Origin of the sequence: Paraburkholderia sp. JHI869 (genome assembly GCF_038900775.1) — a bacterium.
Classification (GTDB): domain Bacteria; phylum Pseudomonadota; class Gammaproteobacteria; order Burkholderiales; family Burkholderiaceae; genus Paraburkholderia.
On record NZ_JAYMSC010000001.1, the window covers coordinates 75584 to 92873 of the forward strand.

A 17290-nucleotide genomic window follows, 5' to 3' on the forward strand; every position below is an offset into this window, starting at 1 on the left:
TTGGAGAACATATCATGCTCAAACGTCTGATGTTGACGCTCACCATCCTCCTGTTGCTGCCTATTTCTGCTGCTCGGGCCGACGAATATGCGGACGCACTCAACCTGTTCAAGAACGCAGGAGAAAGCGGCAGTTTGCTGCACAGTGCCTATGCGTACGCTTTGTTTCCAAAGATTGGCAAGGGAGGGGTCGGTATAGGCGGTGCCCGTGGCAAGGGCCGCGTTTATGAGCAAGGGAAACATATCGGCGATACGACGATGACTCAGCTCACTGTGGGCTTGCAACTTGGCGGCCAGGTGTACAGCGAACTCATCTTGTTCGAAGACGAACGGGCTCTCAAAGAATTCACCGATGGAAACTTCGAATTCGGCGCGGATGCCAATGCGATTGCGATCACCGCGGCGGCGGGCGCGCAGGCAGGCACGACGGGCACGTCTGCTAACGTCAGTGGTGGCAAGAAAGACGCTAAAACTGCGGGATCCTATCGAAAAGGTATGGCCGTATTCACAGTGGCCAAGGGTGGGCTGATGTACGAGGCAAGCGTCGGCGGCCAGAAGTTCTCTTACAAGCCACGGTGATTTTTGCCGAGCATTAGCGTACGGCGTTGAGAGTCCGGAACTTTTGCGAAAGATACGCATGAATATTCGGCGATACATTGCTGTTGCTGTCTTTCTGGTCCGGACTCTCTTGCTGGCGTTCCAGCCCGTACCTATTCCGGAACGTCTGGCCGTAGGGCGCGACGCGTCGACTGGCATCATGCCGCTGGACTAGCGTGGAGGTTCCCATGAATCATGACCCAGGCAGAAAATGGATGTCTCCATACCATGTCTGTGTCGTAGTTCCGGTGTTGTCGGTGTCGGTCAGCAGGCCATAAGCCGATGATCCGTCTGGGCGGTTCGTGAAAGACTCTCTCGTAGTCCTGCACATTGCGCGTTCCGAAGCCTGACTAGACAGGCCCCGCTATTCCGCTGCTTGGAGCGCACGACGGACAATCACTACAGCGCTGCATGCGAATGTCTCATACTGGCGGTCCCTCCCCTGTTTACTCAGTGCAGTTCGGCACCGAACACAAGCGCCTACGCGTCATGATTCGGCCACTGCCCGCAGCGCGTTTCCCATCGACTTCAGTCAGGGCCTCGCATCCTCTGGCTTGGTGCTCCTGGCCGCAGCAAAGCGGCTTTGTACAGCGACGAGTTGGTCATTAGTGGTCGCCACCAGCCACAAACGTGCGTGCTCCGCGATTTGGCGGTTGTGGTCCTTCAACGGGCCCATTGCGGCAGCGGGCTTCCAGACCACAGGGCCAATTCGGCTGCTCCTGCCCGAGGGCGCACCTACCAGCAGGCAGTACGGTCCAAGAGGAAGCGAGACGAACGGAAGGGCCGGACTAGCACGCACGCGCCAGTCGATGAACGGCGCCTCGCTGATGAGCAGCGGCATGGGCAAGCCGTAAAGCACACTGAAATCGTACAGCGACAGTCGCTCGCGCACGCCCGTGTAGATACGCCGGGTATCATCGACAACCGCAGCGCGGATTTCATCGTCGAACATGGGCTCCTGCGCGTAGCGTGCGAAGGCCTCGCGGGCGTCCATCTGATACGCACTGAACAGGCCGAGTTCCACGCAGTCTTGCACTGCGCGCTGGACCTCCACCATAGAGCCGGCTTCCTCCGGCTTGCCCAACTGCGCTGCCGTCAAAAAACGGGCAAGGCCGGCCTCCTGGATCGCAGGGCCCTCCACAGACGCATCGTCGTCAGCATCCTTGTCGAGCGGCACGTAAATGTATTCTTCGGCGGCGAAGCGCGCCTTCTTGCCTTCGTCAAACTTGATTTCGCCATCGATGCAGTCCAGATAGCGAGTACCGATTCGGCCGTGCTCCCAAACCCAATTCTTCAGGAGCGGACGTAGCGGATGCAGCCTGTCGTGATTAGCCATCGGAGTCTCCAGGTGCCCCAGTATAGATCCAAGCGGCCGCTTGCTCTGTTGGTGGGCACGTGGCAGCCAATCTAACCGGTGGATCGGCCTTTTCAAATCAGGCTAGGGCCTCTGCTGGCTAGCCACAGAGTGGTCCGACCGGCAGGACACGACCCGTTGCCGTCGTTCGATCATCCGCTGCCGAGACGACTCCTCACGAGGGTACAGCAGCCATTGCCATATCGTTGCGGTCGCTGGGCCATCCAGGCGCCTTTCACACCTTACCTGCAGTCATTTCCCAGTGATTCGGCTAACGCATATCGGGTCTTTACCCATGCCCTTTGGAGTGGCTGCCGACTTCCTGTCGTATCCATCCGCGCAAGAATGACATGACCGTCGCCGACGGGGGTACCGGGAAGTGCCATGCCCGTCACTGATTTGCGGCAAGACCACGCCCCAACCTCCGGGCTACTGTCCTATCGATATTCCGACTCACTGTCGGTTCGCTGAGGGATCACATCATGAAAAAGCTCACCGCCACCATTTTCGCCAGTTGCTTCTCGTTCGCGACCGCGGGCGCCTTCGCTGATGATAGTGTGCCGACCGACGCGGCTGCCAACGACGCGCCGAGTCAGGAGATAACCGCAAAGAGCGCAACAGAATCAGACGCGATGAGCGCCGACAGCGCGGCCAAAGATGAGATGAAAGAAGATGCGATGAACCATGACGGCATGGCAGGAGATGAGACAAAGAAAGCCGAGGTGAAGGAGTAGTGTCGATGCGAAGTGATCCGCCGACGCCAGACCGGAAGACCCTTCTCGGAGGCGCTCCACGGATCACCCTCAGATAGCACCCGCGCAGTAATCTGGCTGTTCAAAGCCTTAACGGTTTCGGAACTTCCGTTGCCTGCTGGAGAGCCGACGTACGAATGTCAGCGAGAAAACCGTGGGCAGCGTCGGCAACTGGCCAGTTTCACCCGCTCAACAGTGACGCCGCACAGCGCTCTGTGCGCTAACGCACATTTGAATGAAATCTCCACGCCTAGCATGCAATCTTGCGCTACATCGCGAGTCTGTTTCGGGAGCAATGATGGCAGACACCCCACGTATGGAACCAGAATCGTCTACGCCTGACGACACGCAGCAGCGCGAGCCGACCCCCGAGCGTCTGCTCATGTTGGGCATGGGTTTCTGGGCATCCAAGACGTTGCTTTCCGCAGTCGAACTCGAGGTGTTCACGAACCTCGCGAAGACTCCTCGGGATGCGGTGCAACTGGCCGACGCACTTGGGCTACATCCAAGGGGTGCCGTGGATTTTTTCGATGCGCTCGTCGCATTGGCCGTGCTGGAACGTGAAGACGGAATCTATCGGAACACACCGGAGGCCGAGCTGTTTCTGGACAAGTCGAAGCCCGCCTACGTAGGCGGTTTGCTCGAAATGGCCAACTCGCGGCTTTACCCTTTCTGGGGGGCGCTGACCGAGGCGCTTCGCACCGGGCAACCGCAGAACGAGGCGAAGCAGGGCGGTAACCCGTTCGACGCGATCTATCGCGACGAACAGTCTCTACGCGGCTTTCTCAAGGCGATGAGCGGAGTCAGCCTGGGCGCTGCAAAAGCGATGGCGCAGAAGTTTCCGTGGCAAGAGTACCGCACGTTCATCGACATCGGCACCGCACAAGGCGCGCTGCCTGTGCAGATCGCACTCGCTCATCCACACCTGACAGGCGGCGGTTTCGACCTGCCGGTCGTGGGCCCAGTATTCGACGAATACGTGGCATCGAACGGACTGGAGGGGCGGCTGCGCTTCTACGCGGGCGACTTTTTCAGGGACCCCTGCCCGACGGCAGACGTGCTCGTGATGGGACACATCCTCCACGACTGGGACCTCGGGCAGAAACGCGAACTCATCGCGAAGTGTCATGCGGCGCTGCCTCCCGGCGGGTGCCTGATCGTCTACGACACAGTAATCGACGATGATCGCAGGCAGAATGCACTGGGCCTTCTGATGAGTCTGAACATGCTAATCGAAACAACTGGCGGCTTTGACTACACCGGCGCGCAGTGTTGTGAATGGATGAAGGAAGCCGGCTTCACGCAGTTACGAGTAGAACCACTCGCCGGTCCGGAGTCGATGGTAATCGGAATTCGGTCGTGACCGGGCGCACACGTCACGAAAAGCGCAGCGTTGTTAGTCACGCGGATAGATCGAACGGCCCGCGGCACATACTGTAACGCCGATGGCTCATCGCCGAATACAAGTCGCGACCGAAGCACGTGGTGGTCCGAAGATCGCGCGGAAGCGCCTATTGATTTCGTACCGGTGCGAACGGTCGAATCGGGTCCGGATTCGACCGTTCGCTCAGGCAGGAAGCTGAAGTTCTGCTGCTCGATGCCGCCACCGTCAGCAATGGCCGAGAAGGAGCGTTCGTCTTCGACAAGTGGATGGCAGCTTACGGAGCGGAGCCGACGCCTGCATGTCCAACCGGCAACCCATGTGAACGGCAGTTCATGGCTGGCGTACGTCGACTGTTTTCCTGGTACCCGAAGTCCAGCCGGCAAATCTTCGAACCGCCGACCCGGTGTGTAATCAGGTACGTTTAGCTAGATAGGCATCGACCAATTCGACTAGCCGTTCTCGCCCGAAGCTCCCATCATGTCCGGCGTGGACCACTTGCACGGGCAGTTCACGCAAGCGTTTCATCGTTCGCACATAGGCCGGAATATCAGCGCCGTCTATCTCGTCCAGTAGCGGGCCGTCGTAGATCGCATCGCCGGAGAACAGAGTGCCGGAAGCTGCTTCCCACAGGCCAATGCTGCCCGGTGAGTGGCCGGGCAGATGGAGGACTTCAAAATGCCGGTTACCGAGATCGACAACGTTCCCTTCTTTGACGATTTCCGTGACCGTCGCGGCCCGCACGCGATAGTCAGACATCGAGTAATCAGCGTCAGGAAGGGCCGTGATCAGATCACCGTCGATCGCATACCCTGCTTCGCGATACCGGCGAATTGCTTTGTCGCCCAATACCGACGCCAGAAGGGTGCCTGGCTTGCTCGGAGAGCGCAGGTTCTCTGCCTCTAATTCGTGAACCAGTGTGTGTTCGAACTCATGATGTCCGCCGACATGATCCGAATGCGTATGCGTCGCGACGGCGGTTACGTCGTTCTGCAGCAGGTGCCTGGCCGCATCGCGCAGGCTGGCGATACCCATTCCGGTGTCGATCATCAGGTCTCGGTCGCGGCCGCGCACATGCCAGATATTGCAGCGCATTAGCGGCACGACGTGGGGTTCCCAAAGCAGGGTGATGTCATCGCCGACGCGTTTGAGTTCAAACCATCGCTGGGCAATTGGCAACGTGATCATGTAGGGGCACTCACGAGTATGAGTTGTTACTTTGACACACTTCGAATCCCACCTCGAGATCGTTGTCATTGAAGCGCCGTAGGAGGTTGCAAAGTGTCGACGATTTAGGCATGCGGTCGAGTGACCGGTCCTGGCCGAGAGCACCAGTTCGACGAGCGTCCAGGACGATGTTGCGTTATTGGTCTTGCTCGCTCTGGCGGCCTGATTGATAGAGCCTCCCCATCATGGAGCCGCAAGTTTCGTTTCAAAATGCCGTTATTCCGATTGGATGCGTCGATTCCTGACGCAATCTGCGTGACTCGTCCGTTGCTCGGCCATCTCTACCCGCACATTGCACTCGCAGACACGCCGCATGGCGTGGAGCAACAACGCGCGATAGTGGACTCCTGCAAAAAGCGGGTCCACGAAAACATGAGAGTCGTGAGAGCGCGCGTCCTGGGCGATCCGAAGAGGATCAGCGCGATCATGCAGCCAAGGCTACAACAACGTATAGAACAGGAAAAGCAGTAGCAATGAAGCGTATCAGTCTCGCTGTCCTCAGTATCTGGGTTTCCATAGGCAGTACGGCACAGGTTGAGGCCAAGGCACACAAACAAACCACAAGCCACATCGGAGCAACGGTCCACCACCAGGCGGGGACTCACAACAAACGGGTCTCGGGTCACAAGGCTCATGCGCAGCCGATCAAACATAAGCATAAGGTGCGCGTACATCGCAGACAGGGAAAGCACAACCACAAGGCGCGCACCTACAACGAAACCTGGGTGCCGATTGGCCGCGCCACTGTTCCCGACGCGACCAGGAGCGAAGAATCGATTCCGGATTCGACTGTTCCGCATTCGGCATTACGTGACGAACGTGCCTTGTCCTCTGTGTGGGTGTTACCCGAGGAATGCGTCCAGGTTCTCGACTACACGGGATCGTGCCAACCTGATGTCGTGCAGTCGCTTCGGGTGTTGAATCTGCCGGTGCCGGAGATAGAGACCGCGTCACAGATGTCAGGGAGGCTCCAGTCGATGCTTGCCACACGGGGCCTGGAACACGTGACCCACATATGCACCGGGCTGCTTGTCGAGGACGCGCACAAGATCGACGGACTCACCGCGCTGTTGACCAGAGCGCAGGTACCGGCCTCGGATGCGTGTTCGGCGCAGATCAAGTGGCTCAGTCAAGCTCAGTCCGAACTGGAAGTGCGATTCCAACCTGAGGATCAGTCGCAGTAGAGCGGGCCCTGCGCGGCAGGGCGGCCGAGGGCGAAAAGGTCCGCGCCGAGGGCATCGAACGCATGAGCCCAGTATCGCCTTTCGTCTCCTGGTTTGAGAAGTCGCTGCAGGTCAGCGTTCCTGGTATCGGTGCGCCGGGGCCTTCATTTTGCCGTCTTGCCCATTTTCTCGACAATTCGGCTCAGCTTCTCGTCCAGGAGGGACGCCGGGAACGGCTTGACGATGTAGCCGTTCGCACCGGCCTGAGCCGCTGCGATGATGTTTTCCTTCTTCGACTCGGCGGTAACCATCAGCACCGGAAGGTGTGCGAGCTTTACATCTGCGCGAATCTCCTTCAGCATCTCAAGCCCGTTGAGGTTCGGCATGTTCCAGTCGGTAACCACAAAATCGAAGGGGCTCGCACGCAGCTGCGCCAGCCCCGCCACGCCGTCCTCCGCCTCAAGGATGTTCGTATAACCCAGATCCCTCAACATGGTGCGGACAATCCGGCGCATCGTCGGAAAGTCATCCACCACCAGAATTTTCATACTCTTGTTCATGCCACTCCGCACGTTTCAGAACCGGGAAACCAACCCAGCGTAACGGCAATCTGACCCGAAACTTTAGCGTCCGGGTAGACGACCGCTTCCGGGACATCATCGACAACGCGTTGTTGACGGGAGTCATATCTCTGACTAAAGTCAGAGATATGAGCGCAGCCGACATTCTCCAGATTCGTCGCTTCAACCGTATCGTTGCCGAAAGCATTGGCGCCATCGACGATCATTTCCTCGGACGAGGCCGTCCGATGGGTGAATCGCGGCTGCTATGGGAGATCGGTGTCGAAGGTGCGGATATTCGTGCGCTTCGCGCGCGGCTAAACCTTGATTCAGGTTATGTCAGCCGGACCTTGGCGTCTCTCGAGCGACAAAACCTTGTTGCCGTCCTCACTCATTCGAACGACCGGCGCGTACGCCGGGCTTGCCTGACTGAGGAAGGGCTCATGGAAAGGGCCGAACTCGAACGGCTCTCCGACGAAGTCGCGTTACGTGCGCTCGAACCGCTCGGCGATGAGCAGAGACGCAGACTGGTCGCAGCCATGTCTGAGGTTGAGCGTTTGCTCCAGGCATCGCTTGTGCAATATGCGCTTGAGAAACCGGATAGCGATGAAGCGCAATGGTGCTTTGAACAATACTTCGGCGAGCTCAACGAGCGATTTGAGGCAGGATTCGACCCGTCCAGGAGCCTGCCCGCAGACGCCCATGAATTGACGGCGCCGGAAGGCGCGTTGATCGTCGCCAGACTCCATGGGCGCCCGATAGGCTGCGTCGCGCTGAAGTTTCACAAGAAGTCTCCGGCCGAGCTCAAGAGAATGTGGGTGAGTCCCGCCGCTCGGGGTATGGGTGTCGGCCGGCGATTGATTGTCGAGGCGGAGAAACACGCTCGGCAGGCCAAAGCGCGCGTGATTCGCCTGGAGACAAATCGCGCTCTGCGCGAAGCGATTTCTCTATACCGGCAATCTGGATATATCGAAGTCGATGCGTTCAGCGCGGAACCGTATGCCCATCACTGGTTTGAAAAGCGATTAGCCTGAACGACCGTAACGCCATGCACTGCGGACTTTTGACCGTCGCGGATGATCTCCACTGCGGGTCGAAAGCGTGAGTTCTCTTCGGGCAAAATCGGCGGTTCTTGCTGCTCGGGATCGTCAAGCGGCGCGCGTCATCGCGAACGCGTCTGCCGCCGCGACCGTATCCAGCGCTTCACGCAATAGCGAGATTTTGCCGTCACGTGCCACGAGTCGCCCCGCATACATCTGGCGATAGATTTTTCCCGTCGATGGGACCAGCGCTTCGACCTCGTATTCGGCGAACACCTGTTCCGGCGTTTCGATCAGAAGCCGCACGTTTTTGAACGCGAAATCCGGCACTTTCGCGAGGAGCGAGGCAATGAAACCTTCGATCGCTTTGGGCCCCTGCGCACGTCCGTCGATGCCGAGCGACTTCAGGTAAGGCAACTCCAGCACGCCATCGCTGGCAAAGAGTGCGGCAGCCGCACGCGGGTCGCGAATCGATTCGAGGTAAGCGCAAAGCAGTTGACTGGCGTTGTTCATGATCGGCTCGATAGAAGAAGGCATGAATGCGGCTTTATTGCAGACGCGTTTTCAAAGCGTTCGCCATCTGCTGCATGGCGGCGCGCGTCGGCGCGTCGGCAGCGAGGGCATTGAGCAGGCCGAAGTCGTGGATCGTCCCTTTGTACTGCGTCGTCGTCACCTCGTTGCCCGCCTGGTCGAGCCGATTTCCGTATGCCTCGCCTTCGTCGCGCAGCACGTCGAACTGCGCGGTCTGGATGAGCGCGGGCGGCAAGCCCTTCAGCTCGTCGATCGATGCGCGCAGCGGCGACGCGTAGCGTTCGTTGCGCTCGCCCTCATCGGTCGTGTACGCGTCCCAGAACCACTTCATCATGTCGCGACTCAGGAAGTAGCCGTTCGCGAAGGCGTCATACGAGGCGTTGTCGAACGCGTGGTCCGTCACCGGCCACATGAGCCCCTGGAAGCGGATGGCCGGCCCATGCCGGTCCTTCGCCATCTGGCTGACAACGGCTGCCATGTTGCCGCCCACACTGTTGCCCACAACGGCGAGCCGCGCACCGTCGACGCCGATTTCCTCGCCATGCACCGCGACCCACTTCGTCGCGGCGTAGGCCTCGTTGATCGCGACCGGGTAGCGCGCTTCGGGCGAAGGTGTGTATTCGACAAACACCGCTGCCGTGCCCGACTGGACGACGAGGTCGCGCACAAGGCGTTCATGCGTCGGGTAATCGCCGAGAATCCAGCCGCCGCCGTGGAAGAACATGAACGCGGGCAGCACGGCGCGTGCGTTCTGCGGCTTGACGACGACGAGCGGCACAACGAGGCCATCCTGTTCGATCGTGCGGCGCGTGACGTCGATGCCCGATACGTCGACCGGCGCGCCGCGCTGGGCGCCCGCCAGGACTTCGCGCGCTTCGACGGGTGTGAGCGTTTCGATCGCCGGTCCGCCCGCGCGGTTCAACGCGTCGAGGAAAGCGAGCGTCGCGGTATCGGGCGTGTTCGGCGTGGATTGCGTGTTCATCTTGATTCTCCTTTTCCGTTTGGCTGAGTGGCTTCCGACTTGGTGTTATGCAGCCGGTGGAAAGGAGAATACGGAGCGCGCGATGCTTGCGAAATAGAATTGTTGGAAGGCAATCATTGCAGAAATGCAACGATGTGGTTTTGCTGGTCAAATCCACCAACGCATTACTTCGGCCATCGCCACGATGGCTCGGAGAGATGCTCCGCAAAGTAATCGGACAGCGCAGCCACCTTCGCAGGACGCGCGCGCGCCGATGGCGTGACGAAGTAAAGGCCGCCCTTCGTCAGCGACCAGTCGGTGAGGATGGCTTCCAGACGGCCATCGGCCAGATATTCGCCGGCGATGAATTCGGGCAGCTCGGCAATGGCAACGCCATCGAGCAGCGTGGGCAGCAGCGCATCGGAATTCGTCACGCGCAACGGGCCGGTCGGCATGACCGGCTCCTCCTCGCCCGCGGCGTTCGTGAAGCGCCACACATCGCTGCGCGCGCGGTACGCGTATGAGAGGCACGGCCGGTCCACCAGTTCGCGCGGATGCGCGGGCCGCCCTTCGCGCTTCAGATACGCCGGCGACGCCACCACGAATTGCGTCACCGCGCACAGCCGTCGCGCGACCAGCGACGAATCCGGCAGCGCGGCAATGCGCAGCGCGGCGTCAAACCCATCGGCGACCAGATCGACCGACGCATCCGAAAGATGCAGGTCGATCGACACCTCCGGGTACGCGCGAAAGAAGCCGGGCAGCAGCGGCGCGACCCAGCGCAGCCCGAACGACATCGGCACGGCCAGGCGCACCAGTCCGCGCGGCTGCACCGACATCTCGCGCGCGGCGCTTTCTGCTTCTTCGGCCTGACGGTAGATCTCTCCGGCCTTCTCGCAGATCGTCCGGCCGAACTCGGTGAGCGAGAGCTGGCGCGATGTGCGGTTGAAAAGCCGTGCACCCAGCCGGTCTTCCAGGCGCGCGACGCCACGCGAGACCGTGGCCACCGACACCCCCATCGCGCGTGCCGCGGCCGCGAACGATCCTTCCTCGGCGACCTTCGCGAACATCGCGAGTCCTTCGAAATCAGGCAGCTTCGCCATTTCCCCTCATCTTTTCATTTTTGCAACGTTGGATTGCAATCAATTCTATTTCGAAAAGACCGGGGCGTCGATATTCTCCTCACATCGCAGCACGCAACACCGAACGCAGTCATCCACTTACCGAACGAAAGGAGCAACACCATGGCACGCAAGCTCGACAACAAGATTGCACTCGTTACCGGCGCAACCAGCGGCATCGGCCTCGCCACCGCACAGCGTTTCGCGGCAGAAGGCGCACACGTCTACCTCACTGGCCGCCGTCAGGCCGAACTCGATGCCGCGGTGAAGGGCATTCGCGAAGCCGGCGGCAACGCGACGGGTGTACGTGTCGATTCCACGAAGCTGGTTGAGCTCGACGCGCTGTATGCGCAGATCAAGGAAGAGCAGGGGCGCCTCGACGTGCTGTTCGCGAACGCCGGCGGCGGTTCGATGCTGCAGCTTGGCAGCATTACCGAAGCACACTACGACGACACCTTCGATCGCAATGTGAAGGGCGTGCTCTTCACGGTGCAAAAGGCGCTGCCGCTGCTCGCCGAGGGCGCGTCGGTGATCCTCACCGGTTCGACGGCAGGCAGCGCCGGTACGGCTGCATTCAGCGTGTATTCGGCCTCGAAAGCCGCGGTGCGCGCCTTCGTACGCAGCTGGATTCTCGATCTGAAGGATCGCCGCATCCGCGTGAACACGATCAGCCCGGGCGCGACGCGCACGCCCGGCCTGCTCGACCTCGCCGGTGACGATGCCGCCCAACGCCAGGGCCTCGCCGATTATCTGGCTGCCCAGATCCCGATGGGGCGTCTCGGCGAGCCCGGCGAGATCGCGAGTGCAGCGCTGTTCCTGGCCTCCGACGACGCGAGCTTCGTGAACGGCATCGAGTTGTTCGTCGATGGCGGCCAGCAGCAGGTCTAAACGCCGCCCGGGCGCGTGGATGCGGTCTTCGACGATCGCGCCAGCGCCCGGCGCGTACGCGCGTTTGAGCGGAGGCACATCATGATCGGACATCGTCGTTACCTTTCGCTTGGCGCAGTCAGGCGCGACTGGCTCGATACGCGACAGCATTTCCGCTTCGGCGAATGCGGACGAGCCGACCATGCGCCGCTCGGCGCGCTCTACGTGTGGAACGACGACGAATTCGCGCCGCACTCGGGTTTCGAGCTGCATGCGCACCGCGACGTCGAGATCGTGACGTGGGTGCGCTCAGGCGCGATCACGTACGAAGACGATGCGGGTAATCGCGCGCGACTCGTCGCCGATACGGTGCAGGCGATGAGTGCGGGCGCCGCTGTCCATCATGCCGAGCGCAACGAGGAAAATGTGCCAGCGCGGCTATTCCAGATCTGGCTGCATCCGCGCACGCCGGGCGGCACGCCACGTTCGGCGACGCGCATTTGTTCGCGCGGTTGTCGCGAAGGCCGCTTCGTCACGCTGGCGAGTGGCGATCCAGACGATGTGTGCGCGGGCGCGCTGCCCATCAACGCCGACGTGCGCGTACGTATCGCCACGCTACGCGAAGGCTCGATGGTGCATCACGTGTTGCCGGCCTCAGGCGCGGCGTATCTGGTTGCCGATCATGGTCGGCTTGACGTGGGACAGATCCGGCTCGCGCCGCGCGATGGCGTCGTCGTCAGCGACGAACCGCACATTGCGATGGTGGCGCTCGACGACACCGATGTCGTGATAGTCGAGCTTTTACGATAGACCCCTGTGCCCTTCGGTGTGCGCCGCAAAGCGCAAGCGGCTCAGAAAAGAGACAGCCCTGTGCGTCCAGTCGGCTATCATGCCTGTCCTCTCCGAAGTAGCTTCTTATGATTTCCGTCCGTAATGTCACGCTGCGCCGCGGCGTCAATGTCGTGCTCGACAGCGCGTCCGTCACCTTCACCCCCGGCGAAAAGATCGGTCTTGTCGGCCGCAATGGCGCCGGCAAATCGTCATTTTTCGGGCTTCTTAACGGCAAGTTGCACGAAGATAGCGGCGAATTCTCGATTCCCCCGGCATGGAAGATGGGTCAGGTCGCGCAGGAGATGCCGGAGACCGACCAGGGCGCGACCGACTTCGTCGTCGAGGGTGACACCGTGCTGCTCGCCGCGCAGGCCGAAGTCGCGGCCGCCGAGGCCAGCGATGACGGCATGCGCATGGCGCACGCCTACATGGCCCTGCACGACGCCGGTGCGCACGATGCCCCCGCACGCGCCCAGGCGCTGATCCTGGGACTGGGCTTTACGGCCGCGCAGCTTGACCAGCCGGTCAACAGTTTCTCCGGCGGCTGGCGCATGCGACTCCAGCTGGCGCGCGCGCTGATGTGCCCGTCCGACCTGCTGCTGCTCGACGAGCCGACCAATCACCTCGACCTCGACGCGCTGGTGTGGCTGGAAGCCTGGCTCAAGCGCTATCAAGGAACCCTGGTCGTGATCAGCCACGATCGTGAATTCCTCGACGCGGTGACGCAGGTGACGGTGCACGTCGACAACGCCAAGCTCGTGCGTTATGGCGGCAACTACAGCAAGTTCGAAGACATGCGCGCTGAGCAGCTCGTGTTGCAGCAGGCTGCGATGGCCAGGCAGGCGGACAAGATCGCCCACCTGCAGAAGTTCATCGACCGTTTCAAGGCCAAGGCTTCGAAGGCAAAACAGGCGCAGAGCCGGGTCAAGGCGCTCGAACGCATGGAGAAGATCGCGCCGGTGCTTGCGGATGCAGAGTTCAACTTCGAGTTCAAGGAACCCCTCAACGTCCCGAACCCGCTGTTGTCGATGCTGGACGCGAGCTTCGGCTACCCCGCGCCGGCCGGCGCACTGCCGGGCACGCCGCCCACGGTCATCGTGCGCGGCATCAACCGTTCCGTGCTGGCCGGGCAGCGCATCGGCATTCTCGGCGCCAACGGCCAGGGCAAGTCCACGCTGGTGAAGACGGTGGCGCACGCGCTGGCGCCGATTGCCGGCGAAATCAGCGAAGGAAAGGGCCTGAACATCGGCTACTTCGCACAGCAGGAACTCGACGTGCTGCGTCTGCAAGACACGCCGATGGAACACATGATCCGTCTTGCCAAGGACACGCCGGCGCACATGCGCGCGCCCGGCCAAAGTGGTACCGAACAATCGCTTCGCACCTTCCTTGGCACCTTCAACTTCAGTGGCGATATGGTCCACCAGGCGGTTAGCACGATGAGCGGCGGCGAAAAGGCGCGGCTCGTGTTGTGCATGATCGTGTGGCAGCGCCCCAACCTGTTGCTGCTCGACGAGCCTACCAACCACCTCGACCTGGCCACACGCGAAGCCCTGGCCATGGCGCTCAACGAATTCGAAGGCACGGTGATGCTGGTTAGTCACGACCGGGCCCTGCTGCGCGCCGTATGCGACGAGTTCTGGCTGGTCACCAAGGGCGGTGTCGAGCCCTTCGACGGCGATCTGGACGATTACCAGCAGTTCCTGCGCGACGAAGCCCGTCGCATGCGCGAGGAGGCTGCCGTAGAGCAGAAGGTCAGCCCCTGAGAGCCGCCCAGGCGGGCGTTGTCTGGGAGGCGAAGCGCGGACGTTCGCCAGGGACTTCAGCAATCGTGCGGACATGCGCGGTCCAGCCCAGCGGCACAAGCGGCTTCGGCAGCCGGAAAGCGGCCACCTGTCCGCCGCCCGCCTGAACGGCTTCGCAATGCAAGTGTCCAGGCTATTTCCCGGACGCTTGCGGCTTCGTCGTGGTTTCGGCCCGCAACATATATTCGCGAACCAGTGCGCGCGCCCGATGCAGACGGCTCTTGATCGCCGCCGCCTGCTCGCCTGACTTCTGCGCGATCTCGGCGATGGTCAGTTCTTCGAAATCACGCCGCAACACGACTTCACGATAATGCGGCGGCAGCGACTCAAGCGCGCGGATGAGGTCGATCCTGAGCGCGTCGTCGGGCCGGTGCAGCATCACCTCCTCGGCCAGTTCATCCGGCAACGGCTCATGGCCGAACACCCCGCGTGCGAGCCGATGGCACTCCCGCTTGATCACCGTGAAGAGCCATGACGAAAAAGCCGCCGCCGCCCTGAGTCCCTTCACCTTGCGCGAAACGATCAGCAACGCTTCCTGGACCGCGTCGTCGACGTCGCTGGCAAGGCAATGCCGGTACGCATAACGACGCGCGTCAGCCTGGTACGCGGCGAGCAGGCGCGAGATCGCGGCCGCGTCGCCGGTCTGGGCTGCGGTGATGAGAGCGTCGCGATTGGCCGGTCGGGGACTCACGGTCGCCTCGATAGCATCAGCATCATTTTTAAAACGGGGCGCGAATCGTTGCTCGCCGTTCTTGCCTCCTATATGCGAACACACGATAGGGAGGTTGAACCATGTACTGCAGCACGTCTATCACCGCGCAACTGCTCCGTGGCGCCCTGGCGCTGGTATCCATAGTGGCGGCGATCTGGCTGACGCCGCATTTCTGGCCCGCAGCGGGCTTGATTTTTCTCGCCGTCTTTCTGATGCGCGGATGCCCTGCCTGCTGGATTGCTGGCCTTTTTGAAGCGATACGGGCTCGCAAGGAAGCCCGTGAACTGAAACGGCAGGCGGCAAAACCGGCCTCCTGAGCGCGCATGCTGGCCCCGAGCAATTCGAATCGCCAGAAGATAACGAACGACAGCGATCGGCCAGCATCCGAAGATCAGCCGGATTTTAGTAAAGGCCGGTCACGCGCGAATAGCGGTCAAAGAGATCGATAAGCCTAAGCCAGCATTGATCGGCGCTCGCCAGCGCTCAGGCGTGCAGAGCGCTGCGGAATGCCCGCCTTGAGCGTGGCATCGTCCGGCGCCTTTCGTCGGCCGTCGAACTTCATGGTCTAGGAATGAATGGTTTCGCCGCGATTCAGCATGCCGATGAACTCCTCGATCTTGCGCACCCGTGTCGCGGGCTTTTTGGCATTCTGTATCCGGAACAGGATGGCGTAGCGGTTGCGGCCATTCAGCGTCGCAAAGAACGCGCTGGCCTTGGGATTGGCATCCAGTGCGGCCTGCAGATCGTCCGGCACGACCGAGTTGCTGGCCGACGTATAGGCAGCCTCCCAGCGCCCATCCTCTTTGGCTTTCCCGATTTCTCGCATGCCCGCGGGAAGCATTCTGCCTGCGGCGATCAGCGCTTCGGCCCGGTCTTTGTTGAGGCTCGACCAAATACTTTTCGCGGAGCGTCGAGTGAAACGTTGCAACCAGTATTCTTCACTTTCAGTCTGTTTTTGACCGTCGATCCAGCCATGACAAAGGGCACTTTCCAGTGCCTGTTCGTAAGTCAAAGTTGGCTGCCCGGCACCCTTTTTGGCAAGGCGCAGCCATATCCCGGTCGAGGTGCCGCCGTTTTGAGTCAACCAGTTTTCCCATTCATTCTGGTCACGGAATGTCAGACGAGGCTCAGTCATGGAGAATCCGAATGGTTGCATTCAGGCAGCGAGGCATTTTCGTTGACTGAAACCTCGCAGATTACCGATTTGCGCAGATTTGGGAATACCCGGTTTATCGACAATTCAGCGTGTAACCCGTTTCCGCCGTCGTGAACGAATTACGACCGGCGCTCGCATTGGCGCTTAAGCGCCAGCGCGACGCTTGCGGCGCCCGACCGGGCGCGGCACGTGCGATGATGTGCCACGGCCAACATGAGAGATGGGATGACAACGACATTCGACGAGGCAACAACGGCGGCGATCGCCGCGTTTGCCCAACTGGACTTCTACACGGCTGTGCAGGCGATGCGCGCCGAGGCCGACTACGACCGCGAACGGGACCAGTGGATCGCGCGCTACATCGACGAGCATGGCGGCGGCGCGGACGATGCGGCTTACGACGCCTTGCACGCGCAGGCCCAGGCAACCCCGGAATATACGCAGTTCGTCGATGCCGTTCGCAGGGAAATCCTGGAATACTTCGGCGTGGCCGACGATCAACTGGACTGCGTGATCCTGCTGCGCAATGACGACAGCGATGAGCTGTGGGCGGAGGTCAACCGGCGGCGGAGCGTGTTGGGAACCGGTGAAGTGCGCGGAGATCTCTGATCGTCGCTTGCCATCGGGGTTTCAAGTCGTGCTGAGTGCGGGGCTAGCGCCAGGTCAGTCATGTGGTTCGCCAGGTGCTTCGGATGACGAAGTAAATGGACACTGGGCGACGCCAACCGCAAGGAACGTCATGAACGGTCCGTCATTGCGGCAGTGAACTACTGCCTCAGAAGACCGTTCGAGTCTTCGTTCTAACCGCGTTGCCAGGGATGCTGGGGAACGGCGAAGCCGCATGCTCGTGAAAACGAAGGGGCGGCCCCGCCAAAAGCCTGGCTTACTGACCCGGTTCTTTGATGGTCAGTGCGTTCTTGACCGAGGTCACGCCGGCAACGCCCTGAGCGACTTGAGCGGCCTTGTCGACCTGCGAAGAATCCGGAACGCTGCCTTCCAGCGTCACCGCGCCACCGCGAGCGCGAATCAGGATGTTTTCCGTCTTGATGTCCTTCGCGTGATTCAGCGCGGCACGCACTTTCTTCTCCAACGCGTGGTTGGCCTGCTTCGACGAGTGCGAAGTGGCCGGCGCGGTGTCCGTGCTCGTATCGTTCCCCTGCGCCCATGCGCTGATCGAAACGGCGACGATCAATGCGCCACCGGTTAGCTTGATTGCCTGAATAGCCTTCATTC

At 61.0% G+C, this 17290-nt stretch carries 19 protein-coding genes and 1 pseudogene; 10 read left to right on the forward strand and 10 right to left on the reverse strand.

Annotated elements, in window-relative coordinates; all coding sequences use genetic code 11:
• Positions 1–14 precede the first annotated feature (14 nt).
• A complete protein-coding gene (locus VSR72_RS00345; protein ID WP_342950424.1) occupies positions 15–578 on the forward strand; it encodes a YSC84-related protein in 564 nt (187 codons plus the stop codon).
• Between the two features lie 211 nt (positions 579–789).
• On the opposite strand, the pseudogene VSR72_RS00350 reads toward VSR72_RS00345, so the two are convergent.
• Positions 790–931, reverse strand: a pseudogene (locus tag VSR72_RS00350) (DUF3047 domain-containing protein); the annotation flags it as partial.
• Positions 932–1128: 197 nt separating this feature from the next.
• Positions 1129–1932 (reverse strand): hypothetical protein, encoded by an 804-nt coding sequence (locus VSR72_RS00355; RefSeq protein ID WP_342950425.1) that lies wholly within the window; start codon positions 1930–1932, stop codon positions 1129–1131.
• A gap of 500 nt (positions 1933–2432) precedes the next feature.
• Here VSR72_RS00355 and VSR72_RS00360 point away from each other — a divergent pair, with 500 nt between their 5' ends.
• Both VSR72_RS00360 and VSR72_RS00365 read left to right on the forward strand, forming a co-directional pair.
• Positions 2433–2684, forward strand: a complete 252-nt coding sequence (locus VSR72_RS00360; RefSeq protein WP_342950426.1) for a pentapeptide MXKDX repeat protein — start codon at positions 2433–2435, stop codon at positions 2682–2684.
• 316 nt (positions 2685–3000) lie between these two features.
• Complete coding sequence (locus VSR72_RS00365) at positions 3001–4065, forward strand: methyltransferase (RefSeq protein WP_342950976.1); 1065 nt, start codon at positions 3001–3003, stop codon at positions 4063–4065.
• Between the two features lie 432 nt (positions 4066–4497).
• Here VSR72_RS00365 and VSR72_RS00370 read toward each other — a convergent pair whose 3' ends face one another.
• Positions 4498–5271 carry an MBL fold metallo-hydrolase gene (locus VSR72_RS00370; RefSeq protein ID WP_342950427.1) on the reverse strand — a complete coding sequence of 258 codons (774 nt, stop codon included), beginning with the start codon at positions 5269–5271 and terminating at the stop codon, positions 4498–4500.
• A gap of 512 nt (positions 5272–5783) precedes the next feature.
• On the opposite strand from VSR72_RS00370, the gene VSR72_RS00375 reads away from it, so the two are divergent.
• Positions 5784–6494: a hypothetical protein gene (locus tag VSR72_RS00375; protein ID WP_342950428.1), complete on the forward strand. Its 711-nt coding sequence runs from the start codon at positions 5784–5786 to the stop codon at positions 6492–6494.
• Positions 6495–6637: 143 nt separating this feature from the next.
• On the opposite strand, the gene cheY is transcribed toward VSR72_RS00375, so the two are convergent.
• Positions 6638–7033 (reverse strand): chemotaxis response regulator CheY, encoded by a 396-nt coding sequence (cheY, locus tag VSR72_RS00380; protein ID WP_342950429.1) that lies wholly within the window; start codon positions 7031–7033, stop codon positions 6638–6640.
• A 149-nt stretch (positions 7034–7182) separates the two neighbouring features.
• Between cheY and VSR72_RS00385 the strand changes: the two genes are divergently transcribed.
• Entirely contained in the window at positions 7183–8067 is an 885-nt protein-coding gene (locus tag VSR72_RS00385; protein ID WP_342950430.1) for a helix-turn-helix domain-containing GNAT family N-acetyltransferase, read from the forward strand.
• 114 nt (positions 8068–8181) lie between these two features.
• Here VSR72_RS00385 and VSR72_RS00390 read toward each other — a convergent pair whose 3' ends face one another.
• The 3 genes from VSR72_RS00390 to VSR72_RS00400 form a co-directional block, all read right to left on the reverse strand.
• On the reverse strand, positions 8182–8586 hold the full coding sequence (locus tag VSR72_RS00390; protein WP_342950431.1) for a nuclear transport factor 2 family protein: 405 nt from the start codon (positions 8584–8586) through the stop codon (positions 8182–8184).
• Between the two features lie 34 nt (positions 8587–8620).
• Positions 8621–9586 carry an alpha/beta hydrolase gene (locus tag VSR72_RS00395; RefSeq protein WP_342950432.1) on the reverse strand — a complete coding sequence of 322 codons (966 nt, stop codon included), beginning with the start codon at positions 9584–9586 and terminating at the stop codon, positions 8621–8623.
• Positions 9587–9750: 164 nt separating this feature from the next.
• The gene (locus VSR72_RS00400; RefSeq protein WP_342950433.1) at positions 9751–10668 is read right to left on the reverse strand and encodes a LysR family transcriptional regulator; all 918 of its coding nucleotides are present in this window, start codon (positions 10666–10668) and stop codon (positions 9751–9753) included.
• Positions 10669–10809: 141 nt separating this feature from the next.
• Here VSR72_RS00400 and VSR72_RS00405 point away from each other — a divergent pair, with 141 nt between their 5' ends.
• From VSR72_RS00405 to VSR72_RS00415, 3 genes are all read left to right on the forward strand, one after another.
• Positions 10810–11574 (forward strand): SDR family oxidoreductase, encoded by a 765-nt coding sequence (locus tag VSR72_RS00405; RefSeq protein ID WP_342950434.1) that lies wholly within the window; start codon positions 10810–10812, stop codon positions 11572–11574.
• 81 nt (positions 11575–11655) lie between these two features.
• Entirely contained in the window at positions 11656–12363 is a 708-nt protein-coding gene (locus VSR72_RS00410) for a pirin family protein (protein ID WP_342950435.1), read from the forward strand.
• Between the two features lie 107 nt (positions 12364–12470).
• Entirely contained in the window at positions 12471–14150 is a 1680-nt protein-coding gene (locus VSR72_RS00415) for an ATP-binding cassette domain-containing protein (RefSeq protein WP_342950436.1), read from the forward strand.
• Between the two features lie 172 nt (positions 14151–14322).
• On the opposite strand, the gene VSR72_RS00420 is transcribed toward VSR72_RS00415, so the two are convergent.
• Positions 14323–14880, reverse strand: coding sequence for a sigma-70 family RNA polymerase sigma factor (locus VSR72_RS00420; RefSeq protein WP_342950437.1), 558 nt, complete (start codon positions 14878–14880; stop codon positions 14323–14325).
• A gap of 101 nt (positions 14881–14981) precedes the next feature.
• Between VSR72_RS00420 and VSR72_RS00425 the strand changes: the two genes are divergently transcribed.
• Positions 14982–15218 carry a hypothetical protein gene (locus VSR72_RS00425; protein ID WP_342950438.1) on the forward strand — a complete coding sequence of 79 codons (237 nt, stop codon included), beginning with the start codon at positions 14982–14984 and terminating at the stop codon, positions 15216–15218.
• Between the two features lie 248 nt (positions 15219–15466).
• Here VSR72_RS00425 and VSR72_RS00430 read toward each other — a convergent pair whose 3' ends face one another.
• The gene (locus tag VSR72_RS00430; RefSeq protein WP_342950439.1) at positions 15467–16036 is read right to left on the reverse strand and encodes a YdeI/OmpD-associated family protein; all 570 of its coding nucleotides are present in this window, start codon (positions 16034–16036) and stop codon (positions 15467–15469) included.
• 246 nt (positions 16037–16282) lie between these two features.
• Between VSR72_RS00430 and VSR72_RS00435 the strand changes: the two genes are divergently transcribed.
• Positions 16283–16666, forward strand: a complete 384-nt coding sequence (locus VSR72_RS00435) for an ATP-dependent protease (RefSeq protein ID WP_342950440.1) — start codon at positions 16283–16285, stop codon at positions 16664–16666.
• 274 nt (positions 16667–16940) lie between these two features.
• On the opposite strand, the gene VSR72_RS00440 is transcribed toward VSR72_RS00435, so the two are convergent.
• Entirely contained in the window at positions 16941–17288 is a 348-nt protein-coding gene (locus tag VSR72_RS00440) for a BON domain-containing protein (protein WP_342950441.1), read from the reverse strand.
• Between the last annotated feature and the right edge of the window lie 2 nt (positions 17289–17290).